The organism is Micromonospora sp. NPDC049645, from assembly GCF_040675155.1.
In the GTDB taxonomy this organism is placed as follows: Bacteria; Actinomycetota; Actinomycetes; order Mycobacteriales; family Micromonosporaceae; genus Micromonospora.
Genome location: NZ_JBFAOI010000001.1, coordinates 18,338 through 41,825 on the forward strand (window position 1 = coordinate 18,338; position 23,488 = coordinate 41,825).

Consider the following 23,488-nt stretch of genomic DNA (forward strand, 5'->3'; position numbering starts at 1 on the left):
CGGCGGGCCGGGTGACCTGGGCCTCCAACCGAGCAAGGTGAGGCTTCCCTTAGACCCGGCGGCGTGGTTAGGCTAGCCTTAGCTCAGGACGGCGCTGGCCGTCCGCCGGGGCACACTCCTCGGCCACGCGGACGGGGGATGCTCAGGTGACAGCGGTGATGCCGAGGCGGGAGGCCGCCGCCATGCCGCTCGCCCCCGTCACCGCGGCGCTGCGGGCCATGTTCGGCACCGACGACCTTCCGGGTCTCGCCCGGGGCCTACTGGTCCACGACGAGTTCGGCTGGGCACCCGCGACCACCCTGATCGACGGCACTCGGCTGCCCGAGCTGCTGCGCGGCGCCGCCGTCCGCTGGGGCGGCACCCCGCACGCCTGCGCCGCGCTGGCCTGGAAGTCGTACAGCTACTGGACCGCCCTGCCGGTCGTGCTCGGCTGGGCCTCCGCCCGCCGGGTGCCGCTGCTCGACCCCGCCGACGTGCTGATCCACTTCGAGGACCACCGGCAACTGCTCACCCTGGGGCTCCGCCGGGGCACCACCGTGGCGGTGCTGCCGAACGACCCGCTGGCGCTCGCCGGCCTGCCGGAGGTACGCGTCGTCGCCGACGAGGCGGACCTGCTTGCCGCACTGCGCGGGTCACTGCTCGACGCCCACCTGGCACCGCTGATCACGGCGATCCAGTCCGAGGTCCGGGTGGGCACCCGGACGCTGCTCGGCTCGGTCGCCTCCGGCATCGCGCACGGCATCCTGCGGGCCGCTGACGGCCTGCCCGGCTCCACGGTGCAGAGCATCGACACCCTGCTCGGCGCACTCGACCTGACCGACCTGATCGAGCTGGTGCCCGGGCCGACCGGTGAGCCGACCGTGCAGCGGCGCACCTGCTGCCTCGCCTTCACGCTGCCCCGGCCGAAGGTCTGCCAGGGCTGCTGCGTCCGCTAGCCGGCACGACTCACTCGGTCAGCGGCCGGACGTCCCACACCCACACCCCGCCAGTGAAGACCGGTTGGATTCCGGTCAACTCGGTCATTCCCCGGCGGAGCGCGGCTTCGTGCTCGTGCGGGCCGAGGATGACCACCCCGGCCCGCCAGAACCGCAGGTCGTCGACGGCCTGGACCCGGCTCTGCGGGCTGATCGGTGGCACCGCCCCGGTACGGCGGATGGTGGCGAAGAAACTGCTGGTGGGGCGGGGCGGCGCACCGAACAGCGCCACCTTCGGTGGATCGGCGTTCGGGCGGGTGTCCGGGCCGAGGAAGTAGCCACGGGCCAGGGGCATGTCCAGCCGGGTCTGCGCGGACCAGCGCAGCGGGTCCGCGTACGTGGTGTCCGGCAGCGGCAGCGTCACCACACTGCGCCCACCGCTCACGTAGGGACGCCAGGCCCCACTGGTCACGAAGGTGGGAACCGGGTCGAGGCGGACCACCGGCAGCGGAGTGGGCACGATCGGCAACAGGGCCATGGTGAGCATGGTCGCGGTGACGAAGCGGATCTGCCCCCGGGCGGCCGGGTGCGCGCCGGCCAACTCCCGGGCACGTTCCGCGCCGAAGGCGAGCAGCAGCCCGATGATCGGGGTGATCGCCAACGCCCAACGCGTGGGCACCACCGAGTGCAGGATGGGCAGGTTCTCCAGCGCCGCCCAGGGCCCCGGCACACCCGTACCCCGGTTGTCGAAGCGGACCTCCCGGCCCAGCGACAGCACCGCGAAGAGCAACCCGAGCGCGGCCAGCGCGAGCACCACGACCGAGCGGCGCAGCCACCAGACCAGGGCGACCACCAGCACCGCCAGCGCCCAGCCGAAGAAGCTGTTCTCCTCGGTCGGGTTCTTGGCCAGGCCCGCGGCGGTGCGCGCGCTGCCGGCCAGGGATTCCCGGGAGTACGCGACGAACGAGGCCAGGTCGCTGGAGTAGCCGCGGATCAGGCGGGACAGCCCCGAGTACGCGCCCGGTCCGAAGAACTGGACGTACAGCGGGTAGGCCAGCAGCAGCCCGGCGACTCCGGCGGCGACGGCCAGACCGGCGAGGAAGGGCCGGGCTCGTGACCGCAGATCCGCGCGGCCGATGGCGAGTACGCCGACGATCACGCCGAGCCCGATCGCGGTCATCAGCAGGATCTCCAGGTTGAGGAACGCCTGCCAGACGATGACGAGCGCGAGGAGGACCCCGTTGCGCAGCCAGCGGCCCGGATCATCCAGTCGCAGCGTGCGCCAAATGATCAACGGGACGACGAACTGCGACACGATGTTCGGGTGCCCATTGGCGTGCGACACCATGGCCGGCGCGAACGCGCAGAAGCCGGCACCCAGCCAGGCCGGCCCCCGGGCGCCGATCAGGACCCGGGAGAGCAGGAAATACCAGGCGGCGGCGGTGGCAATCATGCCGGTGGTGAGAAAGACCAGGAATGACGCCCGCGGCCCGAACAGCAGGGTGATCGGCGTCATTGGCAAGGAAATGGATAATACGGACGTATTGGCCATCAGATTGACCCCGTCGGGGACGTTCATCTGATTGGTATGGAATGGATACGCAAAGTGCGTGACGACTCGCGCACCGTGGGCCATCATCCATTCGAACTGCGACTGATCGGACTGGTTGTCCCGCACATCGCTGCCCGGGTCCAACCAGAGTCGGCCAGTGATCCAGAAGCCGAGCGCCACGAAGCTCAGCACGGCGGCCAGATCGGCCCACCTCCCCCTGCGGGAGGGCCGCGCGGCGTCGGAGCCCCCCTCCGCCGACGACGCGGCGGCCGGGCCGCCGCTGTCGCTGGGCACGTCCGGTTCAGGAGTAGTCATGACAATTCATAGGGTAGTCAGCGTATGGCACCGCCGTGACATGTTTCGGGGTACTGCCGTACTATGTGCCGGGTTCGCCGACCGCCGATCACGAACCCACCCCCCGACCACAATTCGGCCACCCCGATGCCCCGATTCTTTCGCCGTCCCAGCGGATGATTCACACTGTCGGTCCAGGCACGGGTCGAGTTCATATCGTGAGGAATCGACGCATGGCAGAAATCACTGGGGATCAGCGCGTGCAGTCCGAGGTGCTCGAGGGCCTGGCAACCGCTGTCAACCACCGTCGCTGGTTCATCGAACTGGCCGTGCCGTACCTCGGCGACGACCCGATCGAGATCGGCAGCGGCCTTGGTGACTACGCGCTGGAATGGTCCGAGCGGCTGCCCCGGTTCACCGCCACCGAGGCCGACCCGGACCGGCTGGTGCAGCTCAAGGAGCGCCTCGCCGACCGTCCGAACATCAACGTCCGGCAGATGCTGCTGCCGCACAACGACCGGGGTGACTACAGCGCCGCGGTCTCGTACAACGTCCTGGAGCACATCGAGGACCACGTGGGCGCGCTGCGGAGCATGCGGGACCTGGTCCGGCCCGGCGGTGCCGTGATCATCATCGTGCCGGCGTTCCAGTTCGCGATGGGCCCGGCCGACATCGCCACCGGGCACGTCCGTCGCTACACCAAGAAGACGCTCGGCGCGGCGATGACCGAGGCCGGTCTCACCGTCGAGAAGATCCACTACGCCAATGCGCTCGGGCTGATCGGCTACTTCATGGCCACCAAGGTCTTCCGGCTGATGCCGAAGGAGGGCCCGATGGTGAAGGTGTACGACACCCTCGTCCTGCCCGCCACCAAGGCCGCCGAGCAGGTCGTCCTCCCACCCTTCGGCCAGTCCGTCTTCGCCGTAGCCCGAGTCCCAGCCTGACCCACCCCGGCTCCACCCCGGCCCCGCCCCGCGATCTTGCAGTTTCTGTGGTTCTTATGCCCTTTATGCCGGGCATGTCGGGACAGAAAGTGCAAGATCGCGGGAGCTGGGGGTGAAGGGGTTACTCCTTGACCTGGTACGTGGGGCGGATCACCGCTCTCGCCAGGGTGTGGAACGTGAGGTTGAAGCCGACGTAGGCGGGGGTGGCGTCCGGGGTCAGGTCCAGACGGTCGACGTCCAGGGCGTGCACCGCGAAGACGTACCGGTGCGGGCGGTCGCCGGCCGGCGGAGCCACCCCGCCGTAGCCCTTCTCGCCGTAGTCGTTGCGGACCGAGAACGCCCCACCGAGGTCGGTGCCCTTCGCCCCACCGGCGCCGGTGGGCAACTGGGTGACGGTGGCCGGCACGTTCACCAGCACCCAGTGCCAGAAGCCGCTGCCCGTGGGGGCGTCGGGGTCGTAGCAGGTCACCGTGAAGCTCTTCGTCTCCGCCGGGAAATCCGACCAGGTCAGCTGCGGCGAGAGATCGTCGCCCCCGATGCTGGCATTCGCGTGCCGCGCGTCCATCGGCTCGCCGTTCTGCACGTCGTCGCTGTGCAGCGTGAACGAGGGCACCGTCGGCAGCAGCTCGTACGGATCCGGGGCGATCGGTCGTTCCAGGGTCATGGGGACGTGTCCTTCCGATGTGCGGAGATGCCAACCCCTTCTTACCCCGCCGCGGCCCTCCCGACGATCGGAAGTGCGCGCTTACCCACAGTGGTTTCGCGGAGCTACGTTTGAGGTTCGGGCAGCGTTCCTCAGGGGGACATCGTGGCCGGCATCTGGCGGGACTTCGTGGTCGCCGTCTTCACCGCGTTCCGCCGCCGCGACGAGCGAGCCACCGCCGACGAGCGCCGACGAGCGGTGGAGCGACTGGCCGAGGAGACGATCCGCCGGCAGCGGCGGGCCACCGACCCGCCGAAGTGACCGGCACGCGGGGCCGGCGATCAACTCACGAGGCGGAGGGTGTGGGATTCGAACCCACGAAGACATCGCTGCCTTACCGGTTTTCAAGACCAGCGCCATCGGCCACTAGGCGAACCCTCCCGGGCCGCCACCCGTGGGTGTACGGCCACGCATAGTCTGCCACGGCTCACTCCAGGCGGCCCGGCGTCCCTCCCCGAAGCGCGGGCCCGGCGTTCTGTCGCGTCCACAGTGGGCCAGACGGTGCGCCTGCGGCACCTGGCGAGATCGGGAAGACTGGGCCCATGCGAGCCATCACGATTCCCCAGCCCGGTGGACCCGACGCACTGGTCTGGGCCGAGGTGCCGGACCCGGAGCCGGGCCCCGACGAGGTGATCGTGGACGTACGGGCCAGCGGGGTCAACCGGGCCGACCTGCTGCAACGACAGGGGCTCTACCCTCCGCCGCCGGGCGCGCCCGCGTACCCCGGGTTGGAGTGCTCCGGGGTCATCACCGAGGTCGGCGCGGAGGTCGCCGGGTGGGCGGTCGGTCAGCAGGTCTGCGCGCTGCTGGCCGGCGGCGGGTACGCGGAGCGGGTCGCGGTCCCCGCCGGGCAGTTGCTGCCGGTGCCGGCCTGCGACCCGGTCGACGCGGCGGCGTTGCCCGAGGCGGCCTGCACGGTGTGGTCGAACCTGGTCCAGGTGGCGCGGCTCGGCGCGGGCGACACGCTGCTGGTGCACGGTGGTGGCAGTGGGATCGGCACCTTCGCGATCCAGCTCGGGGCGGCCCTCGGCGCCACCGTGCTGACCACGGCGCGGGAGGCCAAGCACGCCCGGCTGCGCGAGTTGGGCGCGTCGCACATGATCGACTATCGGGAGCAGGACTTCGTCGAGGAGGTCCACCGGATCACCGACGGACGCGGCGTGGACGTCGTCCTCGACATCGTGGGCGCGTCCTACCTGGGGCGGAACGTCTCCGCGCTGGCCACCGGCGGTCGGCTCGTGGTGATCGGGATGCAGGGTGGGCGCAAGGGCGAGTTGGATCTCGGCGCGCTGTTGACCAAGCGGGCGAGCGTCGCCGCGACGTCGTTGCGCTCCCGGCCGCTCGCCGAGAAGACGGAGATCGTCCAGGGCGTCCGCGACGAGGTGTGGCCGCTCATCGAGGCGGGCCGGATCCGGCCGATCGTGGACCGGCGGCTGCCGATGACCGAGGCTGCGGAGGCGCACCGGCTCGTCGAGTCGAGCGATCACTTCGGCAAGGTGCTGCTCACCCGCCCGCCGGGTGGAGGGTCGGCCGTCAGTTGAGCGAGCTTGCCAGCGTCGGGTCGTCCGTCGGTCGGGGCAGCACCAGCCGGGCTCCCGGGCCCTCGCCGGCCAGCGTGTCCTCGGGGTTGTTGAGCGTGCAGCGCTGTAGGGACAGGCAGCCGCAGCCGATGCAGCCGTCCAGGTCGTCGCGGAGCCTGGTGAGCAGCCGGATCCGTTCGTCCAGCCGGTTGCGCCAGCTCGCCGAGAGCCGCGCCCAGTCCTGTGGGCTGGGGGTGCGGGCCTCCGGGAGCGAGTCGAGTGCCGCGCGGATCTCGTCGAGCGAGACGCCGACCTGCTGGGAGATCCGGATGAAGGCGACCCGCCGCAGCTCGGCGCGGGCGTACCGGCGCTGGTTGCCGCCGGTGCGGTCGGCGCGGATCAGCCCGAGCCGCTCGTAGTAGCGCAGCGCCGATGGTGCCACCCCGGAACGGGCGGACAGCTCACCGATCGTCAATGAGTCCGGCATCACCAGGTCCTTGAGTTGAAGTGCACTTCAACTCACACAGTAGTGGCATGACCACCACACTGACCACCGACCGCAGCGCCCGGCTGCCCGGGCTGATCCGACGACTGACCGGAGACGAGAAGCACGCGCCCAGCGCGCACTCCACCATCGACGTGCTCCAGGTGCTCTACGACCAGGTGCTGCGGGTCACCCCGGACACGGTCGACGACCCGGAGCGGGACCGGTTCCTGCTCTCCAAGGGCCACGGGCCGGCCGCCTACTACGCGGTGCTCGCCGCGCACGGCTTCATCCCGGACGCCTGGCTCGACGACCTGGCCGGGCCGGGCAGCCGACTCGGCCACCACCCCGACCGCATGCTGGTGCCCGGGGTCGAGATCAGCTCCGGATCGCTCGGGCACGGGCTCGGGCTGGCCGTCGGCACCGCGCTCGGCCTGCGTGCCCAGGGGCTGCACAAACCCCGGGTGTACGTGCTGCTCGGCGACGCCGAACTGGACGAGGGCTCCAACCACGAGGCGATCGCGTACGCCGGGGCCATTGGCCTGGACAACCTCACCGCGATCGTCGTCGACAACTCGTCGGCGAGCTACGGGTGGCCCGGCGGCATCGCCAGCCGGTTCACCGTCAACGGCTGGACCGCCGACACCATCGACGGACGGGACCACGGCGCCCTGTACACCGCGCTGACCGGGCACCGACCAGGACACCCGCACCTGGTGGTCGCCCGCACCGAGAGCAAGGGATGACCGACATGCGTGCCGCCTTCATCGACACCACCACCGCGCTTCTCGACGAGGATCCGCGTACCGCGCTCGTGCTGGCCGACATCTCGGCGAGCCAGTTCGCCACGGCAGGTCACCGACATCCCGACCGGGTGCTCAACGTCGGGATCCGGGAGCAACTGATGATCGGTGTGGCCGGCGGGCTCGCCCTGACCGGGTTGCGTCCGATCGCGCACTCGTACGCGACGTTCCTGGTGGACCGGGCGTACGAGCAGATCAAGTTGGACCTGGACCACCAGGGCGTCGGCGCGGTCCTGGTCAGCATCGGCGCGTCGTACGACGGGTCGGCGGAGGGGCGCACCCACCAGTCGCCCGGCGACGTGGCGCTCTTCGACTCCCTCGGCGACGGTTGGACAGTCCGGGTGCCCGGTCACCCGGACGAGGTCGCGTCGCTGCTCCGCGCGGCGGCGGCCACCGATGACCTGATCTATCTGCGGCTCACCGAGCAGCGCAACACCGGGGCGTACCCGGACGCCGACCGGCTACGGGTGCTCCGCCGGGGCGGGACGAACGCGCCGCTCGTGGTGGCGGTCGGCCCGATGCTCGACCCCACCCTGGCGGCCACCGAGGGGATCGACGTGACGGTGGCGTACACCCACACGCCCCGACCGTTCGACACGGCCGGGCTGCGGGCGCTCACCAACACCGAGGTGGTCCTGGTCGAGCCGTACCTGGCGGGAACGTCGAGCGCGGTCGTCAGCCGAGCGCTGGCGGACGTACCGCACCGGCTGCTGGCTCTCGGGGTGGGGCAGACCGACCTGCGACGGTACGGCGATCCGGCCGACCACGCGCGGTGGCACGGTCTGGACGCCGCCGGTCTGCGCCGGTCGATCAGCGCGTTCCTGGAATCAGTTGGCGGCTGAGGCGACGGGGCGGCGGCGAGCGCGCTCGCGCCCGAGGATCCAGATCGCCTCGACGCCGTCCTTCCAGGTGATCTTCTTGCCCTCTTCCCGGCCGCGAGCCCGGTAGCTGATCGGCACCTCGTACGGCCGGATGCGGCGACGCAGCAGCTTGCCGGTCACCTCGGCCTCCATGCCGAAGCCGCGCGAGCGCACCTCGAGCGACCGGTAGAGCGCCACCGGCATCAGCTTGAAGCAGGTCTCCAGGTCGCCGATGTACGAGTTGAACAGCACGTTGGCCGCCATCGTGACGCCCTTGTTGCCCATCACGTACCAGAAGCTGTAGGCGCTGTGGCTGCCGAAGGTGCGATTGCCGTAGACCACCGTGGCCCGCCCGTCGAGCACCGGGTCGAGCAGCTTGGGGATGTCCTGCGGGTCGTACTCCAGGTCGGCGTCGAGGATGACCATGTAGTCACCCTCGGCGCTGTCGACCGCCGTCTTGATGGCGGCACCCTTGCCGGCGTTGCGCTGGTGGGTGATGACCCGCAGGCGGGCGTCGTCGGCGCGACCGAGGACCTCACCGGTGCCGTCCCGGCTGCCGTCGTCGACGACGACCAGCTCGATCTCACAGGGGTAGTCCACCGCCAGTGCCTGCTTGAGGGCATCCGCGATGCGTTCTTCCTCGTTGTAGACCGGCATGAGGATCGAGAGCTTCACGGGAATCTCCACGGTGGCGGCAACACGTCGGCCATAGCCTAGCCTGGTTGGTTTGTTCACCGCGTACCGCCACCGCTGGGCAGTCGGCGCGGCAGGTTCAGGCCGATGGTGTTTACTTCCGCCATGTCGGCTGCCGGCTCCCTGCTCGCGGCGGTTCCTGCCGCCTCGGTGCTCCTGCTCACCGCTGCGGCGATGCCGCGCGACGCTGGCGCGTTGGCACCGCTGCGGCTTGCCGTGGTGCGCGCCGTCCTCATCAGCGGGGCGTACGCGGTGCTCGTCGTCGAGGTGCTCGGCGCGTCGCACGCGTTGACCCGACCCGCGTTCGCTATCGCCTGGCTGCTCTTCCTGGCCGCTGCCGCGACGGCCGCCGGTCTGCGCTGGCGACGGACGACCCGCCTCGGGCAGCCGCCCGCCGCCGCGTCGGTCGGTGCCGCGCCGCGACCAGTGCCGGTTGGCGCGGTGGTGTCCGGGGGTAGCTCCGAAACGCCGGCCCCGGCCGTCGAACACGGTGCGGACGAGCCCGACGCCGCGCCGACCCGGGCCGGCGGGGGGCCTGCCGGCCTGCTCGCCGCGGCGGTCCACACCTGGCGTACGGCCCATCGGGGCGAGCGCCTCCTCGCCGGCACGGTCGGCGGGCTGGTCCTGGTGGAGCTGCTGGTCGCCCTGTTGGCCGAGCCGAACAACTTCGACTCCCAGACGTACCACCTGCCGAAGGTGGAGCACTGGGTGGCCCAGGGCGACCTGGACTTCTGGCCCACCGCCATCCACCGGCAGGTGACCATCCCGCCGGGGGCCGAGTACCTGCTGCTGCACCTACGCCTGCTCACCGGCGGGGACCACCTGCACAACCTGGTGCAGTGGGCGGCCGGACTGGTCTGCCTCCTGGTGGCCGCGCGGATCACCGGGCAGCTCGGCGGTGGCCGCCGGGCCCAGTTGCTCACCGCTTTCGTGCTGGCGACCACCCCGATGGTGGTGCTCCAGGCGACCAGCACGCAGACCGACCTGGTCTGCGCGGCGTGGGTGGCCTGCGCGGCGACCCTGGTGCTGGACGGGCTGCGTCGGCGGACCGGCTGGGGCACGCTGCTCGGCTTGGGGGCGGCCACCGGGCTGACCGCGGTGACCAAGACCAGCGGCCTGATCGCGGTCGGCCCGCTGCTGGTGCTCTGGGGGGTGGCCCAGCTGAGGCTTTCCCGGACCGGGGGCACGGGTCCGGCTGACCCGGGAGTGACGGACCCGGCACCAGCCCATCCGGCAGCGGCGGGCGGGGGCCGGCGGTCCTGGCCGGTCGGCGGGCTGGCCCGCACCGTCGGCGGTTCGGTGCTGATCCTGCTGGTCGCGGCGGTGGTGGTCGGCCCGTTCCTGGCCCGGGTGACCGCCGAGTTCGGGCACCCGTTGGGGCCACCCCGGTTGCGTGAGTCCATCCCGATGGAACGGCACGACCCGGCGTCGATCCTGGTCAACGCGCTGCGGATCGGGCACACCGCGTTCGACACACCGCTGGCGCCGCTCCGTAGCGCCGGGGCCGACGTGATCATCAGTGGTGCGGAGGCGATCGGGGTCGACCCGCAGGACCGGGCGATCACCTTCGGGCGGGAGCTCTTCCCGGAGCCCGCCTGGTATCCGGACGAGGACCGGGTGGCGTTTCCGCTGGCCGGCGCGTTGGCGTTGATCGGCGCGGTGATCGCCCTCGCCCGACCACGGCGGGTCGCCCCCGGGCGGGCCGGGTCGCTGCGGGCGTACGCCGTGGTGGTGCTGACCGCCGTGCTGCTGCACACCGCGATGATCAAGTGGCAGCCGTGGGGGAACCGCCTGCTGCTCTACGCCGTGGTCCTCGCCGTACCTCTCGCCGGTCTCTGGCTGGACGCGCTCTTTCGCCGCGCCCACGCACGTCGTTCGGTGGCCACCGTGGCGGCTGTCACCGTGCTGGCCACCTCGGCGCTGGCCGGGGTGCTCGCCCTGTCGTACGGCTTCCCGCGCCGGCTGGTCGGCAACGGTTCGGTCTTCACCACCTCGGACTGGGACACCCGGTTCCTGCGCCGCCCGCAGTGGGCCGACGAGTTCCGCTGGGCGGCGACCGCGATCCAGGACAGCGGTGCCCGACGGATCGGGTTGGTGCAGCAGAACGACAACTGGGAGTACCCGTGGTGGCTGCTGCTGCGGCAGCCCGACGGAAGCTCACCCGACCTGGTGGCCTTGCAGTCGGTACTGCCGCAACGACCGCCGGAAGACCCGTCCTCGGTGGACGCGATCGTCTGCACCGGCAGCGAGGCGGCCTGCGCCAAACTCGTCCCGGCCGGCTGGAGGCTGGAGTTCCACGGCTACGTCGGCTACGCGCTGCCGCCGGGCCGCTGAGCCAGCGGGCCTGGCGGCCCTCGGGACCTGGGGCCCTCGGCCGACAGTCGACCGTCGTCAGGTCGAGGGCATGTTCCTGTTGACCGATATGACACACGGGCATAAATATGCCTGTGTGTCATAACGCCTCTCGTGGTGTCCGCGCCCACGGTCGATCCCCGCCGCGCGCAACATACGCCGACTGTCCCGTTCGCCCACCGACGGGCGGCAGCGCCGCGCGGGGATGGCGACGGCCACGCCCGCGCGGTGATCGTGCTCGATCCTTGTTGCAGTGGCCTCGCCTCTCGAAGAAGAGGGCCGACCGTCGTCAGGTCGAGGGCCGACTGTGGCCCGGACCGCCGGGCCGGGACGCCCGGATCGTCCGATCCGGGCGGTTCTGCATCCCGCGCGCAAGGACCTGAGGCGCATTCACATCTGTTGATCCGCACGTTACCGTCTGGTAACTCAATCGACGTCCCGCGATTGAGCCGAAAGGAGTGCGTCGATGCCTGCAATCCCCGCCAGGCCCGAACGCGCGACCCGACGACGGGCCAGCACCGTCGCCGTCGCCGTCGCCGCTCTCGTCCTACCGATGCTCGCCGGACCGGCTACCCCCGCCAGCGCCGCCGACCGGCCGGCTGTCCAACCACTCCCCGCCAACCTCGAAGCCGTCCGGGCCGCCGAGGCGACCGCCCTCTACGGCAGCCCGGCGATCCGCCCGATCGAACAACGCCGCACCTCGCTGATCACCATGGGCGACAGCGAGATATCCGGCGAAGGGGTCGGCAACTACGTCCCCGGCACCCACCAGGACGGCAACTGGTGCGACCGCTCGTACGACCAGGCGGTCTTCCGCACCGGCATCACGTCGGACGCGCAGTACAACATCGCCTGCTCGGGTGCGACCCCCTGGAACCTGATCGCCGGCGGCCCGACCCAGCACAACGAGCTGAACCAGGGCGACTACCTGGGCATCAAGGCGCGCAACACGCACGTGAAGCTGATCTGGGTGGTGGTCGGCGCGAACGGTGAGGGCACCATCCAGTTCGGTCCGGTGGCCACCGACTGCGCCGTCCGCCGGGTCTTCTTCCAGGGCGCCTGCTACCCCACCTACACCGACCAGTGGACGATCCGCACCGACGGCAGCCGGCAGGCCGTCGAGTCGGCACTGACCGACATTCGGCAGACCATGACCAACGCTGGCTACCTGCGGTCGGACTACGAGTTGGTGCTGATGTCGTACCCGAGCCCCGGCAGCCCCGACGTGGAGGACAACCCCAACTTCCCCGGCTGGTACTCCGGTGGTTGTCTGCTCTACCTCGCCGACGCCGCGTTTGCCCGGAACAAGGCGGTGCCGATGTTCGAGTCGGCGCTGCGCTCGGCCGCGGCGAACACGGGCACCCGCTACCTGGACGCCAGCCGCCTCTTCCACGGCCACGAGGTGTGCACCGACAACACCTCGGTCCGTGGCCTCTACATCGAGGTGGGGATCTGGAACGAGAACGCCGCCCGGCAGTCGTTCCACCCCAACGCCCGCGGACACGGCATGTTCGCCCAGTGCATCACCCAGTTCTGGAACTCCGGTCAGCAGCGGGCCAGCTGCGTCGACCCGGCCAGCACCGGCGGTGGAGTGCTCTACCCGGGGTTGCTTGAGTTCAAGCAACTGCGCAACCTGGCCACCGGCACCTGCGTCGACGGCAAGGGGTACGACTCCCGCAACGGCACCGCGCAGCAGCCGTACTCCTGCCACGGTGGGCGCAACCAGGGCTTCTGGTACGACTCGGCCCGGCGGTCGCTGCACTCGGAGCTGTCCCACGATCGCTGCCTGGACGTCGCCAACAGCTCGATGACCGCCGGCACCGCCGTCAACATCTACGACTGCAACGGCACCGGCGCGCAGCAGTTCGTCTTCGTGGGCAACCAGATCAGGCCGGCGAGCGCCGGCAACCTCTGCGTGGCGTTCGACAACCCGTTGCTGGGCAGTTCCCGCCTGCGGTTGGCGACCTGCTCCAGCAGCACCCGGCAGCAATGGTCGTTCGAGGCCCGGACCGCCGCCAACCCGGTCGGCTACGGTCACGACGACTTCATCGGCTCCCGCGTCTACTGACGAGAACGCGTTTGCTGACGAGCGCAGGGGGCCCTGGTCGACGCCAGGGCCCCCTGCGCTCACTTGGCGCGCGGTACGAGGATGAGCCGGGCCACGCCCTTGTCGCCGTCCTTCGCGCCGGCGACACCGAGCGTCGCGCCGACCTTGACCTCGCTCGGCTGCACGGTGGCACGCCGCTCGACCACCCGCAGGTCGTCACCGAAGCTCCAGGTCATGGTGAAGCCGTCGGTGGACTTGACGGTCATCGAGTCGCCGTCGATCGCGGTCACCTCGCCGCGTTGCACGGTGACGGTCTGCGTACCGCCGTCCTTCGTCTTCACCACCGCCTCGCCGTGCAGGGTGTTCTTGCGCAGCAGCACGCGGGCCTGACGGCGCTTGCGCCACTCTTCGCCGCGCTTCTCCCGGGCCTTCTCCCGGGCCGTGGGCGACGCGCCCGGCGTCGGAGTGGCCGGCGCGGCGATCGTCTGCACGTCCAGGTCGTCGGCGTCGAAGCCCATCGCGGCCAACGCCTGACCCTCGACCCCCATGGCCGCAGCGACCTCGACGGCGGCATCCCGGGCGGGCTGGCTGGCCACCTCGGCCGCGCCGCAGCCGCTGACGCCGAGCGCGACTGCCGCGAGCAGTGCCGTGGTGCCGGTGGCGATACCCCAACGTGGCATGACTCTCCCTCTCGTCCGTGGAGTCCTCAGCCTTCCCCGCGACGACGAGCGGAGCGTCAGGCCGATGTTCGGGCCAGGTAAGGATCACCGGGCAGCCGGACCGTGAAGGCGGCGCCGCCCTCCGGGGCGTGCCCGGCGGAGATCTCTCCGCCCAGCCGGCGGACCAGTCCGGCGGCCAGCGCCAACCCCAGCCCGCTGCCCACCTTGCGCACGCCCCGGTAACGCTCGTGCAGGGCGCCGCGCTCGAAGGCCACCGCCAGGTCGTCGTCGGTGAAGCCCGGCCCGCCGTCACGGACCTCCAACACGCCGCCGTGCGCCGGGTCCGCGCCGCCCGGCCGGACCGCGAGCACCACCGGCGACCCCGGGGGTACGACCCGCAGCGCGTTCTCCAGCAGCCCGTCCAGCACCTGCCGGATCCGCCCCGGATCGGTGTACGCGGGCACCGGCTGACCGGGCGTCTCCACCCGGAACGCCACGCCCACCGCCGCGCACCGGGCCGACCAGCTCGGCTCGGCGTCCAGGGCGAGTCGGGTGAGGTCCACCGGCACCGGTTCGAGGGGGAAGTCGGCGGCCTCCAGCCGGGCCAGTGCCAACAGGTCACCGATCAGTCGGTCCAGGTGTTGGGCCTCGACCAGCATCGTCCGACCGGTGTCCACCGTGTCGTCGGGGCCGAGCACGCCGTCGGCGAGCGCCTCGGCGTACCCCCGGATCGCGGTCAGCGGGGTGCGCAGCTCGTGCGAGACGGAGAGCAGGAACTCGCGCTGTCGGCCCTCGCTGGTGGCCAGTGCGGCGGCCAAGCCGTTCAACGCCTCGGCCAGGTCGGCGACCTCGTCCGGCGGCTCGACCGGCACCCGGACGGCGCGGTCACCGGCGCGCAGCCGGGCCGCGGCGGTGGCCGCGACGCGGATCGGCCGGGCCAGCCGACGGGCCAGCAGCAGGCCGGCCACCACACCTGCGGTCAACCCGGCCAGCAGCGGCAACCAGAGACTGAGCAGCACCCGGGCCCACAGCCCGTTGGCCAACGGACGGGACAGCACCACCCCGTTGCCGCCGGGCAGGGCCCGACCCTCGACCAGCGCTCGCTCACCGTTGACCGAGCGGCGGGCCGACACGTTGCGGCCCTGCCCGATGCGCTGCACCACCCGCTGTGGCAGACCCGCCCGGTCGACCGCCCCGCGCCGGATCAGGTACGCGTCGATGCCCTGGTCGCGCAGTTGCTGGATGAGCCGCTCCTCGTCGGCGGTGCGGCCCCGGTCGAGACGGGTCCGCAGCACCTCGGCCGCGAGCCGGGCCTGGGCGGCCAGCGCCTGCTGCTCGCTCCGCTCCGCCCCACGGATCGCCAGCGGCACCGCGACGATGGCGGTGACCAGCACCGACACCAGCGCCACCGCGCAGGTGACCAGCACCGCGCGGGCGGTCAGCGTACGGGCGATCCGGCCTCGTCGAGGTGTGCTGGGTGGGCCGGTGCCGACCACCGGCAGGGCCATGGTCGGCGACTCGACGGGCCAGGGGCGGTCAGGCATCGACCGCGTACCCCACGCCGCGATGGGTCCGGATCACGCTCGCCGGGCCGAGTTTGGCCCGCACCTGGGCGATGTGCACGTCCACGGTCCGGGTGCCGGCGTGCGCCGCGTAGCCCCAGACCCCGGCCAGCAACTCCTCCCGGGTGAAGACCCGGCCGGGCCGGGCCATCAGGTGGGCCAGCAGGTCGAACTCGGTCGAGGTCAGCTGCACCGGGGCACCGGCGGCGGTGACCGTGCGGCGAGCCGGGTCGAGCGTCACCGGGCCGACCACCCGGGGCCGGTCCGCGCCCTCCGGGCCGCCGGCGGAACGGCGCAGCACCGCGCGCACCCGGGCGACCAACTCCCGGGGGCTGAACGGCTTGGTGACGTAGTCGTCGGCACCCAACTCCAGGCCGACGATCCGGTCCACCTCGTCGTCGCGGGCGGTGAGGAAGATGACCGGGGTCCAGTCGCCGGCCTCGCGTAGACGGCGGCAGATCTCGGTGCCGGGCAGACCCGGCAGGGCGATGTCCAGGACGCAGGCCACCGGGCGCAGCCGGCGGGCCGCGCTCAACCCGGCCTCGCCGTCGCGTTCCAGGTGGACGCCGAACCCGTCCCGGGTGAGGTAGAGCCGGACCAGGTCGGCGATGGCCGGCTCGTCCTCGACGACGAGGACGAGACCGCGATGCGGTGGTTCGACGGTCACCGGCCCATGATTGCCGACCGGCCGGCTCGGCGCGATCGGTGCGTGTTCGAGTTCGGTAAAGGCGCCGCGACACCGGCGGTGGCGGCGTCAGCTCACCACGGCGGGGCGGAAGACGCCGGGCCGCACGGCGGCGGGCGCGTCGCCGATGGTGGCGACGATCCGCTCACGGGGTGCGCGCAGCCGGGTCCGGAAGGCGTGGTTGAGCAACGCGTCGAGCTGCCACACCTGCTTCGGGTGGCTGGTCCGGATCAGGAACCGCTCACGGATCCCGTCGATGGCGGTGGCCGCCATCTCGACCGAGTGCAGCCGCGGATCGGGGCTCCAGGTCACGTTGCTCAGCTCGCGTAGCTCGGTGTTGAGGTGCAGGCGCAGTCGGTGCAGCAGGCGGGTCTGCTGGGTCACCACCAGCCGACGGTGCGTGAGCAGCAGCAGGTAGTCGCCGGTGACCGGGCGGTCGGGGCGGCTGCATCGGGTGACCAGGATGGTGGCGTCACCGGAGCCGACGCAGCGTCGGAAGACCGGCATGTGCCGGCTCACCGTCTGCACGGCCAGGCCAGCCTCAGCGGCGGCCGGGAGGAACGTTCGGGAGAAGACGTCCATGATTTGCCCAACGACCTCGCCAGCGGGGTGACGTGGGTCACGCGGGTTTTTTGGAAGTTCCACGCGGCCTGTCGCACTGCCTGTCCGACTTCCGACTGGGACGGATCGTGGTCAGGAGTTGGGCTGAAGTGGACTGGCGGCGAACAGCTCCTCCAGCCAGCCCGGGACGGCGTCGGCGTACTCCGCGCGGGACTCCTCGGCGGTGTCCAGCGCACGACGCCAGGACAGCGACCGGCTGACCGGGCCCAGGCTGATCGCGAGGTCGGCGGCCTCGACGAGAGTGCGCCGGTCGTACCGGTCGGTCCACGCCTCCAGGTAGGCGTCGCGCAGCCGAACCAGCTGGGTGTCGTCGGCGGCGAGCTTCCTGGCGTGCCCGATGGAGCGCAGGGTCACCAGCAGCGTGCCGAACGGGTGCGCCACCGAGGCGTCGCCCCAGTCGAAGTAGCGGTACCCGGCCTCGCCGGCGAAGACGTTGCCGTCGTGCAGGTCGTCGTGTTGCACGGTGGCCGGAATGCCGATGTCGGCGAGCCGGCGGCACCGCTGCGCGTACGACGGCACCTCCGCCCGCAGCCGCTCGTACAGGTCCGGACCGAGCCCGCCCTCGGCCCCGATCAGCAGCGCCTCGCGATCGTCGAGCAGCTCGGCGAAGAGGCCGGGCAGCACCTCGGCCCGCTGGTCCGGCACGCCCCGGGCGACCAACTCGTCGGCCCGCGACGCGCTCGCCAGTTGCAGCGCCGCGTACCCGGGCAGCGCCCGCTCCCAGTGCGCCAGGTCGGGGTCGCGCGCCAGCACGTCCCGCAACGACTCGCCGCCGTCGGGCAGCAACGACCAGCCCTGCGCCGGGTCCACCGCGATCGGTGTCAGCACCCGGTCGGGTGTCAGCTGGGCGAGCGTCGCGATCAGGACGGCCTCGTGCGCCGTGCCCGGGTTGTTGGCCTTGAACCAGACCGGACCGTCGTCGGTGGGCACCCGCCAGACCAGGGACCAGGGACGCAGCCGAGGCTCGACCAGCCCGGTCACCCGCCGGCCGGCCCGACTCAACTGCGCGTCGACCCAGGACCGGGCGCGCACCTGCCACTGCTCGCTGGACCAGTCGGGGGCGGCTTCACCGGCGATCGTCGTCACGCTGGGCACCCTAGGCGGCGGTCACGCGGCGAGCGAGGAGTTTTCCCGCCGGTCAGACCAGCTCGACGATTGTCGCGTTGGCCATGCCGCCGCCCTCGCACATCGTCTGCAGGCCGTAGCGGATCCCGTTGTCCCGCATGTGCTGGAGCATGGTGGTCATGATCCGGGCACCGGAGCCGCCGAGCGGGTGCCCGAGGGCGATCGCCCCGCCGCGCGGGTTGAGTCGCTCCGGGTCCGCCTCCGTCTCCGCCAACCAGGCCAGCGGCACCGGGGCGAACGCCTCGTTCACCTCGTACACCCCGATCTCCTCGATGCCCAGCCCCGCGCGGCGCAGCGCCTTCGCGGTGGCCGGGATGGGCGCGGTGAGCATGGTGACCGGGTCGTCGGCGGCGACCACGGCGGTGTGGATCCGGGCCAGCGGGCGAAGGCCGTGCCGGCTGGCCCAGTCGGAGGTGGTCACCGCGAGGGCGGCGGCACCGTCGGAGATCTGGGACGCGGACCCGGCGGTCACCACGCCGTCGGCACGGAACGGGGTGGCCAGCTCGCCGAGCTTGTCCAGCGAGGTGTCCCGGCGGATGCCCTCGTCGGCGGCGAACTTGCCACCATCGCCGAGCGGCACCGGGGTCAGCTCCGGGTCGAACGCGCCGGCGTCCTGCGCGGCGGCCGCCTTCTCGTGGCTGGCCAGCGCGAACTCATCCAGCTGGGTACGCGAGAGGCGCCACCGCCGGGCGATCAGCTCGGCACCGACCCCCTGGTTGAACGGCAGCGGCGCGTCGTCGGCGAAGCCCTCGACGCCCCGGTAGCGGGCCCGCAACTGATCGCTGAACGGCATGCCGCCGGCCACACTGGCGCCCATCGGCACCCGGGTCATCGACTCGACCCCGCCGGCGACCACCAGGTCGGCCTGGCCGGAGAGCACCGTCGCGGCGGCGAAGTGCAGGGCCTGCTGGCTGGAGCCGCACTGCCGGTCCAGTGTCGTGCCGGGCACCGTCTCGGGCCAGCCGGCGGCGAGCACGCCGTTGCGGGCGATGTTCCACGACTGCTCGCCGACCTGGGACACGCAGCCCCAGAAGACATCGTCGACCTGTGCCGGGTCGAGCCCGGTGCGCTCGGCGAGAGCGCGCAGCACGTGCGCCGAGAGGTCGACCGGGTGGACGCCGGCGAGGCTGCCCTTGCGCCGCCCGACCGGGGTACGTACCGCGCCGACGATGACCGCGTCACTCATGTTTACTCCCCGGTAACTTGGGCTGACCCGATCCTACGTCGTCAATCGACCGGTCGTCGGCGAGGCTGCCCGGACCCGCCAGCGTCGATCATGGAGTGGTGGTGGGCAGAAGGTTCCGCTTCGCACCATATGCGAGGCACCACAACTCCATGATCGACCCAGGCGGCGCGGCGATCCGGCGGACCGCTGGCATGCTGGGCGGGTGGATGAGACCTCGGTCCGACAGTGGCGGGTGCCGTCGAGCCTGCCGGCGGCGAAACTGGCCGGCGCCGTCCTGCTCGTCGCGCTCGGGCTGCTCTTCGCCGACGGCGACCCGGTGCGCCTGGCGGTGGCCGTGCTGGCCGCCGCCGCGCTGGCCGCCTGGGCGGTACGCGACCTGGTCGCGCCGGTCCGGTTGGCGGTGGACCCGGTGGGGCTCACCGTCATCCACGGCTTCGCCGGCCGACGGTCGCTGCCCTGGTCGGCGGTCGAGGCGATCGACGTCGACCGGCGGCCCCGGCTGGGCCTGACCAGCGAAACCCTGGAGATCGACGCGGGCGACTCGCTGCACCTGTTCGGCCGGTACGACCTGGGAGCCACCCCGGAGGAGGTGGCCGCCGCGCTGCGGGCCGCCCGCCCGGTCAGCTGAGCAGTGGGCGATCGCCCGCCCGGCCCGCCCGGTCAGGTGAGCAGTTGGGCGGTCCGGAAGAGCACCAGCGCGAGCAGGACCGCCAGAATGATCGCCGCACCGGCGACCTGCACCAGCGTGCGCCGACCCCGCGGCGCGTACGCGAGCACCAACGCCATCAGCGCGCCGACCACCAGACCGCCCAGGTGCCCCGGGATCGAGATGCCCGGAACGGCCAGCGTGAACACCAGGTTGATCACCAGGATCGGGATGATCCGGGAGATGTCCCGGCCCAGCCTGCGCTCGATGATGATCAGCGCGGCGAAGAGCCCGAACACGGCGGTCGACGCGCCGACGGTGGCCGCCCTCGGGCTGCTGAACAGGTAGGCGGCGACGTTGCCGCCGAGGCCCGCGATCAGGTAGAGTGCGGCGAACCGCACCCGCCCGAGGTTGGCCTCCAACGAACGGCCGAGCACCCACAGCGCCCACATGTTGAGCAGCAGGTGCAGCACGCCGTAGTGCAGGAACATCGCGGTGATCAGCCGGTACCACTGACCCTCGGCGATCCCGCCGAGGGTGTAGTCGGAGAGGTAGGCCCGGCCGAGCACCGCACCCCACTCGGTCAGCGGCGTGCTGCCACCCATCAGGCCGCCGAAGCCGGACCCGCCCACCGCCGCGTCCCCACCCCGGGCCGAGGCGATGGAGAGCAGCAGGAGCAGCACGTTCACGGCGATCAGCGTCTTGGTGACATAGCCGTGCCGGCCGGCCGTACCGCCGCCGAAGGCGGTACGCGCCGGCCGGACACTGCGACGTCCCTCGTTGACGCACTCCGGGCACTGGTGCCCGACGGACGCCTCCCGCATACAGTCCGGGCAGATCGGCCGGTCGCAGCGGGTGCACCGGACGTAGGTCTCCCGGCCGGGGTGCCGGAAGCAGACCGGAGTGGTCGGCGGAGACTCGCTCACCGGGTCGACCCTCCGTCCACCGCCGCGCGATCCACCGGCACCGGCCGGTGCGGTGCTCCGGAGCGCTCAATCATGCGAGCAAAGGTACCTCGCGAGTCGCTCAGGAAGCGGACCGCTCGATCTCGACCCGCTCGATGACGACGTCCTGGAGCGGACGGTCGCTCGGACCGGTCGGGGTGTTCGCGATCGAATCCACGACCTTCACCGACTGCTCGTCGGCGACCTGGCCGAAGATGGTGTGCCGGTTGTTCAGGTGCGGCGTCGGGGACACGGTGATGAAGAACTGCGAACCGTTGGTGCCCGGTCCGGCGTTCGCCATCGCCAGCAGGTACGGACGGTCGAACCGCAGCTCCGGGTGGAACTCGTCGGCGAACTTGTAGCCCGGCCCGCCCCGGCCGGTGCCGGTCGGGTCGCCCATCTGGACCATGAAACCGCTGATCACCCGGTGCGAGATGGTGCCGTCGTAGTACGGACCACTGCCCGGCTGACCGGTGCGCGGGTCGGTGTACTCACGGTTGCCCTCGGCCAGGTCGACGAAGTTGCGGACGGTCTTCGGCGCGTGGTTGGGGAAGAGCTCCAGCCGGATCGGGCCAGCGTTGGTGTGCAGGGTGGCGTAGACAGCCTCGGCCACGGGTACTCCTCACTCGTTGGTCAGTTCCATGCGGATCCTCCCATGTGCCCGATCTGGCATCGCGGAGGCATCCGAAGGTGGAGGATGACGAAGGAACAACTCCCAGGAGGTAGGACCGTGTTTGGATTCGGGCGGCGTAAGTCCCAGGGGCAGTTGGCGAAGGCCGAGCTGAACCAGAGCATCAGTCACCTGATGCTGGCAGCCAACCACGCCGCGAAGGGCGCCGGCGCGACCGTCGGCCCGCGGGTCCAGGTGGCCCGGGGCTACGTCGGGCCGACCGCGGCGAAGGTACGCGACCACGCGTCGACCGGCTGGGGGACGACTCTCACCACGCTGGCACCGCTGGCGGCGGCGGCCCGTGACGGCGCCGCGCAGGCAGGGCCGCTGACCAGGAAGGCCAAGTCGAAGACCATGCGGATCACCGGTAAGAAGAAGCAGTCGCGCCGTCGCGGCCCGATGATGACCGGCCTGTTGGCGGCGGGTGCCATCGCCGGCCTGGCCGGCGCGGTCGCGCTGCGTCGCCGCCGCGAGCAGCAGGAGTGGGCCGAGTACGACCCGACCCGCGGCACCCTGGAGCCGATGCGTGACGACGTCGACTCGATCGAGGTACGCACGCCGTCCTCCGCCAAGGGATCCGACGGGTCCGCCATGACCGGCGCGGCGGGGATGACCGGCGCGGGCAGCTCGGCGGTGGCCGGCGGCAGCAGCACCAGCACCAGCACCACCGGCACGGCCAAGCAGACCGGTGTGCGCCCGACCGACAAGGTCCCCTCGGTCGCCGAGGGCGCCACGGACGTCTCCGGTCGACCGACCGACGACCTCACCAAGGCGCTCGGCAAGGACACGGCCCGCACCAACGGCCGCCGCTGAGGTCAGCAGCGCGTTCGGACGCCGGCGAGTGGGTTCCCCCGCTCGCCGGCGCTTCCGCGTCAGCGGCGGCGTCGGCGCTTCCGCGTCAGCGGCCCCCACCCCCGGGCCGATGCTCCCGCCGGCCGGTCAGAGCCAGCCGTTGCGGCGGAACCAGCGATAGAGGGCCAGCGAGACGCCGAGCATGAGGGCCAGGGCCACCGGATAGCCGTACGTCATCTTCAGCTCGGGCATGTTGTCGAAGTTCATGCCCTCGACGCCGGCGATGGACGTCCAGACGGCGGCGATGGCCGCCCAGGCGGCGATCTTGCGCATGTCGTTGTTCTGGTCGACGGTGACCTGGGCCAGCCGCGCCTGGAGGATCGAGTTCAGCAGGTCGTCGTACGAGTTCACCTGCTCAACGGTGCGGCTCAGGTGGTCCTGCACGTCCCGGAAGTAGCGGCGGATCTCCTTGGGTACGTCCCGGTTGACCTGGGAGGTCAGCGTCATCAGCGGTCGCTGCAACGGCACCACCGCCCGCTTGAACTCCACCAGCTCCCGCTTCATCTGATAGATCCGCTGGATCCGCCCGTGGCCGTGGCGGTCGAAGACCTCGGCCTCCAACACGTCCAGGTCGTCCTCGATCTGCTCGGCCACCTCCAGGTAGAGGTCGACCACCCGGTCGGTCACCCCGTACGCCACCGCCCACGGGCCGTGCAGCAACAACTCCTGCTTGGTCTCCAGGTCGGCGCGGATCGGGGCGAGCCGGCAGGCGTCCCCGTGCCGGACGCTGATCACGAAGTTCGGGCCGATGAAGAGCATCACCTGGCCGGTCTCCACCACCTCGGAGTTCTCGGTCAGCTCGGTGTGCTCGCAGTATCGGGCGGTACGCAGCACCAGGAAGACGACGTCGCCGAACCGCTCCAGCTTGGGACGCTGCTCGGCCTTGACCGCGTCCTCGACGGCCAGCTCGTGCAGGCCGTAGGTCTCCGCGATGGCGGTCATCTCGGCCAGCTCAGGCTGGTGCAGACCGATCCAGACGAAGCCGTGCTCCTCGCGGCGGGCCGCGGCAAGCGCGTCCGCGTACGTCCAGTCGCCGGGCTGCCGCTTGCCGTCGACGTAGAGCGCGCAGTCGACCACCGCGCTGCGGCCGGTGCCCGTCGGGGCCGGCACGGGCGGTGTGCCGTCGGCGTTGAGGATCCGGGTCATCGCCCGGACCGGTGAGGGCCACGCCCGAGGTCGCAGCACCCGACCGGTGGTCGACGGTGCCGACCGGTCCCGCTCTGTCCGATCCGTCATCGCGTCACCTCCCGCGCTCAGCTGCGGCTTGCAGGCTACGCCGACTGCGGTCGAGGACCGGTGTGACGGCGGTCGCGCGGGGGCGGCGCCGGGCGGGCCGGGCCGCATCGGGGGGTGTGCGGGGACGACACGGCCC

23 protein-coding genes and 1 tRNA gene are annotated in these 23,488 nt (G+C 71.7%); 10 read left to right on the plus strand and 14 right to left on the minus strand.

Going from position 1 to position 23,488, the window contains the following annotated elements; all coding sequences use genetic code 11:
* Positions 1-158: 158 nt before the first annotated feature.
* On the plus strand, positions 159-935 hold the full coding sequence (locus AB0J33_RS00090) for a hypothetical protein (protein ID WP_363610130.1): 777 nt from the start codon (positions 159-161) through the stop codon (positions 933-935).
* Between the two features lie 10 nt (positions 936-945).
* On the opposite strand, the gene AB0J33_RS00095 is transcribed toward AB0J33_RS00090, so the two are convergent.
* The gene (locus tag AB0J33_RS00095; RefSeq protein ID WP_363608244.1) at positions 946-2,781 is read right to left on the minus strand and encodes a hypothetical protein; all 1,836 of its coding nucleotides are present in this window, start codon (positions 2,779-2,781) and stop codon (positions 946-948) included.
* A gap of 212 nt (positions 2,782-2,993) precedes the next feature.
* Between AB0J33_RS00095 and AB0J33_RS00100 the strand changes: the two genes are divergently transcribed.
* The gene (locus tag AB0J33_RS00100; protein ID WP_363608246.1) at positions 2,994-3,704 is read left to right on the plus strand and encodes a class I SAM-dependent methyltransferase; all 711 of its coding nucleotides are present in this window, start codon (positions 2,994-2,996) and stop codon (positions 3,702-3,704) included.
* Between the two features lie 121 nt (positions 3,705-3,825).
* Here AB0J33_RS00100 and AB0J33_RS00105 read toward each other — a convergent pair whose 3' ends face one another.
* The gene (locus AB0J33_RS00105) at positions 3,826-4,368 is read right to left on the minus strand and encodes a YbhB/YbcL family Raf kinase inhibitor-like protein (RefSeq protein ID WP_363608248.1); all 543 of its coding nucleotides are present in this window, start codon (positions 4,366-4,368) and stop codon (positions 3,826-3,828) included.
* 144 nt (positions 4,369-4,512) lie between these two features.
* Between AB0J33_RS00105 and AB0J33_RS00110 the strand changes: the two genes are divergently transcribed.
* On the plus strand, positions 4,513-4,668 hold the full coding sequence (locus tag AB0J33_RS00110; RefSeq protein WP_363608250.1) for a hypothetical protein: 156 nt from the start codon (positions 4,513-4,515) through the stop codon (positions 4,666-4,668).
* A gap of 33 nt (positions 4,669-4,701) precedes the next feature.
* On the opposite strand, the gene AB0J33_RS00115 is transcribed toward AB0J33_RS00110, so the two are convergent.
* A tRNA-Ser gene (locus AB0J33_RS00115) sits at positions 4,702-4,788 on the minus strand.
* A gap of 161 nt (positions 4,789-4,949) precedes the next feature.
* On the opposite strand from AB0J33_RS00115, the gene AB0J33_RS00120 reads away from it, so the two are divergent.
* On the plus strand, positions 4,950-5,948 hold the full coding sequence (locus AB0J33_RS00120; RefSeq protein WP_363608252.1) for an NAD(P)H-quinone oxidoreductase: 999 nt from the start codon (positions 4,950-4,952) through the stop codon (positions 5,946-5,948).
* On the opposite strand, the gene soxR is transcribed toward AB0J33_RS00120, so the two are convergent.
* A complete protein-coding gene (soxR, locus tag AB0J33_RS00125) occupies positions 5,941-6,414 on the minus strand; it encodes a redox-sensitive transcriptional activator SoxR (RefSeq protein ID WP_363608254.1) in 474 nt (157 codons plus the stop codon). The two genes, AB0J33_RS00120 and soxR, sit on opposite strands and share 8 nt — an antisense overlap.
* Before the next feature lie 47 nt (positions 6,415-6,461).
* Here soxR and AB0J33_RS00130 point away from each other — a divergent pair, with 47 nt between their 5' ends.
* Both AB0J33_RS00130 and AB0J33_RS00135 read left to right on the plus strand, forming a co-directional pair.
* A complete protein-coding gene (locus AB0J33_RS00130) occupies positions 6,462-7,157 on the plus strand; it encodes a transketolase (protein ID WP_363608256.1) in 696 nt (231 codons plus the stop codon).
* A gap of 5 nt (positions 7,158-7,162) precedes the next feature.
* Positions 7,163-8,056, plus strand: coding sequence for a transketolase (locus AB0J33_RS00135; RefSeq protein ID WP_363610132.1), 894 nt, complete (start codon positions 7,163-7,165; stop codon positions 8,054-8,056).
* Here the strand turns inward: AB0J33_RS00135 and AB0J33_RS00140 are convergent.
* Positions 8,042-8,749, minus strand: a complete 708-nt coding sequence (locus tag AB0J33_RS00140; protein ID WP_363608258.1) for a glycosyltransferase family 2 protein — start codon at positions 8,747-8,749, stop codon at positions 8,042-8,044. The genes AB0J33_RS00135 and AB0J33_RS00140 overlap by 15 nt on opposite strands.
* 105 nt (positions 8,750-8,854) lie before the next feature.
* Between AB0J33_RS00140 and AB0J33_RS00145 the strand changes: the two genes are divergently transcribed.
* Both AB0J33_RS00145 and AB0J33_RS00150 read left to right on the plus strand, forming a co-directional pair.
* Positions 8,855-11,101, plus strand: coding sequence for a glycosyltransferase family 39 protein (locus tag AB0J33_RS00145; protein WP_363608260.1), 2,247 nt, complete (start codon positions 8,855-8,857; stop codon positions 11,099-11,101).
* Positions 11,102-11,585: 484 nt separating this feature from the next.
* A complete protein-coding gene (locus AB0J33_RS00150; protein ID WP_363608262.1) occupies positions 11,586-13,187 on the plus strand; it encodes a ricin-type beta-trefoil lectin domain protein in 1,602 nt (533 codons plus the stop codon).
* A 59-nt stretch (positions 13,188-13,246) separates the two neighbouring features.
* Here the strand turns inward: AB0J33_RS00150 and AB0J33_RS00155 are convergent, their stop codons facing one another.
* The 6 genes from AB0J33_RS00155 to AB0J33_RS00180 all read right to left on the minus strand — a co-directional run bounded on the left by AB0J33_RS00155 (position 13,247) and on the right by AB0J33_RS00180 (position 19,004).
* Entirely contained in the window at positions 13,247-13,846 is a 600-nt protein-coding gene (locus AB0J33_RS00155; RefSeq protein WP_363608264.1) for a hypothetical protein, read from the minus strand.
* A 56-nt stretch (positions 13,847-13,902) separates the two neighbouring features.
* A complete protein-coding gene (locus AB0J33_RS00160) occupies positions 13,903-15,369 on the minus strand; it encodes a HAMP domain-containing sensor histidine kinase (RefSeq protein ID WP_363608266.1) in 1,467 nt (488 codons plus the stop codon).
* A complete protein-coding gene (locus tag AB0J33_RS00165; protein WP_363608268.1) occupies positions 15,362-16,054 on the minus strand; it encodes a response regulator transcription factor in 693 nt (230 codons plus the stop codon). Before AB0J33_RS00165 ends, AB0J33_RS00160 begins: the two co-directional genes overlap by 8 nt.
* Positions 16,055-16,141: 87 nt before the next feature.
* Positions 16,142-16,654 (minus strand): hypothetical protein, encoded by a 513-nt coding sequence (locus AB0J33_RS00170; RefSeq protein WP_363608270.1) that lies wholly within the window; start codon positions 16,652-16,654, stop codon positions 16,142-16,144.
* A 111-nt stretch (positions 16,655-16,765) separates the two neighbouring features.
* On the minus strand, positions 16,766-17,779 hold the full coding sequence (locus tag AB0J33_RS00175) for an aminoglycoside phosphotransferase family protein (RefSeq protein WP_363608272.1): 1,014 nt from the start codon (positions 17,777-17,779) through the stop codon (positions 16,766-16,768).
* Between the two features lie 52 nt (positions 17,780-17,831).
* Complete coding sequence (locus AB0J33_RS00180; protein WP_363608274.1) at positions 17,832-19,004, minus strand: acetyl-CoA C-acyltransferase; 1,173 nt, start codon at positions 19,002-19,004, stop codon at positions 17,832-17,834.
* A 202-nt stretch (positions 19,005-19,206) separates the two neighbouring features.
* Between AB0J33_RS00180 and AB0J33_RS00185 the strand changes: the two genes are divergently transcribed.
* Positions 19,207-19,632, plus strand: a complete 426-nt coding sequence (locus tag AB0J33_RS00185) for a PH domain-containing protein (protein WP_363608276.1) — start codon at positions 19,207-19,209, stop codon at positions 19,630-19,632.
* A 32-nt stretch (positions 19,633-19,664) separates the two neighbouring features.
* Here AB0J33_RS00185 and AB0J33_RS00190 read toward each other — a convergent pair whose 3' ends face one another.
* Positions 19,665-20,576, minus strand: coding sequence for a rhomboid family intramembrane serine protease (locus tag AB0J33_RS00190; RefSeq protein WP_363608278.1), 912 nt, complete (start codon positions 20,574-20,576; stop codon positions 19,665-19,667).
* A 100-nt stretch (positions 20,577-20,676) separates the two neighbouring features.
* Positions 20,677-21,207 (minus strand): peptidylprolyl isomerase, encoded by a 531-nt coding sequence (locus AB0J33_RS00195; protein ID WP_130405633.1) that lies wholly within the window; start codon positions 21,205-21,207, stop codon positions 20,677-20,679.
* 84 nt (positions 21,208-21,291) lie between these two features.
* On the opposite strand from AB0J33_RS00195, the gene AB0J33_RS00200 reads away from it, so the two are divergent.
* Positions 21,292-22,077, plus strand: a complete 786-nt coding sequence (locus tag AB0J33_RS00200; protein WP_363608280.1) for a hypothetical protein — start codon at positions 21,292-21,294, stop codon at positions 22,075-22,077.
* A gap of 126 nt (positions 22,078-22,203) precedes the next feature.
* Here AB0J33_RS00200 and corA read toward each other — a convergent pair whose 3' ends face one another.
* On the minus strand, positions 22,204-23,352 hold the full coding sequence (gene corA / locus AB0J33_RS00205) for a magnesium/cobalt transporter CorA (RefSeq protein ID WP_363608282.1): 1,149 nt from the start codon (positions 23,350-23,352) through the stop codon (positions 22,204-22,206).
* Positions 23,353-23,488 lie beyond the last annotated feature (136 nt).

Coding starts and splice junctions, on each gene's coding strand:
- AB0J33_RS00090 (WP_363610130.1), top strand. CDS start 159: ATGCCGAGGCGGGAGGCCGCCGCCATGCCGCTCGCCCCCGTCACCGCG.
- AB0J33_RS00095 (WP_363608244.1), bottom strand. CDS start 2,781: ATGACTACTCCTGAACCGGACGTGCCCAGCGACAGCGGCGGCCCGGCC.
- AB0J33_RS00100 (WP_363608246.1), top strand. CDS start 2,994: ATGGCAGAAATCACTGGGGATCAGCGCGTGCAGTCCGAGGTGCTCGAG.
- AB0J33_RS00105 (WP_363608248.1), bottom strand. CDS start 4,368: ATGACCCTGGAACGACCGATCGCCCCGGATCCGTACGAGCTGCTGCCG.
- AB0J33_RS00120 (WP_363608252.1), top strand. CDS start 4,950: ATGCGAGCCATCACGATTCCCCAGCCCGGTGGACCCGACGCACTGGTC.
- soxR (WP_363608254.1), bottom strand. CDS start 6,414: ATGCCGGACTCATTGACGATCGGTGAGCTGTCCGCCCGTTCCGGGGTG.
- AB0J33_RS00130 (WP_363608256.1), top strand. CDS start 6,462: ATGACCACCACACTGACCACCGACCGCAGCGCCCGGCTGCCCGGGCTG.
- AB0J33_RS00135 (WP_363610132.1), top strand. CDS start 7,163: ATGCGTGCCGCCTTCATCGACACCACCACCGCGCTTCTCGACGAGGAT.
- AB0J33_RS00145 (WP_363608260.1), top strand. CDS start 8,855: ATGGTGTTTACTTCCGCCATGTCGGCTGCCGGCTCCCTGCTCGCGGCG.
- AB0J33_RS00150 (WP_363608262.1), top strand. CDS start 11,586: ATGCCTGCAATCCCCGCCAGGCCCGAACGCGCGACCCGACGACGGGCC.
- AB0J33_RS00155 (WP_363608264.1), bottom strand. CDS start 13,846: ATGCCACGTTGGGGTATCGCCACCGGCACCACGGCACTGCTCGCGGCA.
- AB0J33_RS00160 (WP_363608266.1), bottom strand. CDS start 15,369: ATGCCTGACCGCCCCTGGCCCGTCGAGTCGCCGACCATGGCCCTGCCG.
- AB0J33_RS00170 (WP_363608270.1), bottom strand. CDS start 16,654: ATGGACGTCTTCTCCCGAACGTTCCTCCCGGCCGCCGCTGAGGCTGGC.
- AB0J33_RS00180 (WP_363608274.1), bottom strand. CDS start 19,004: ATGAGTGACGCGGTCATCGTCGGCGCGGTACGTACCCCGGTCGGGCGG.
- AB0J33_RS00200 (WP_363608280.1), top strand. CDS start 21,292: ATGACGAAGGAACAACTCCCAGGAGGTAGGACCGTGTTTGGATTCGGG.
- corA (WP_363608282.1), bottom strand. CDS start 23,352: ATGACGGATCGGACAGAGCGGGACCGGTCGGCACCGTCGACCACCGGT.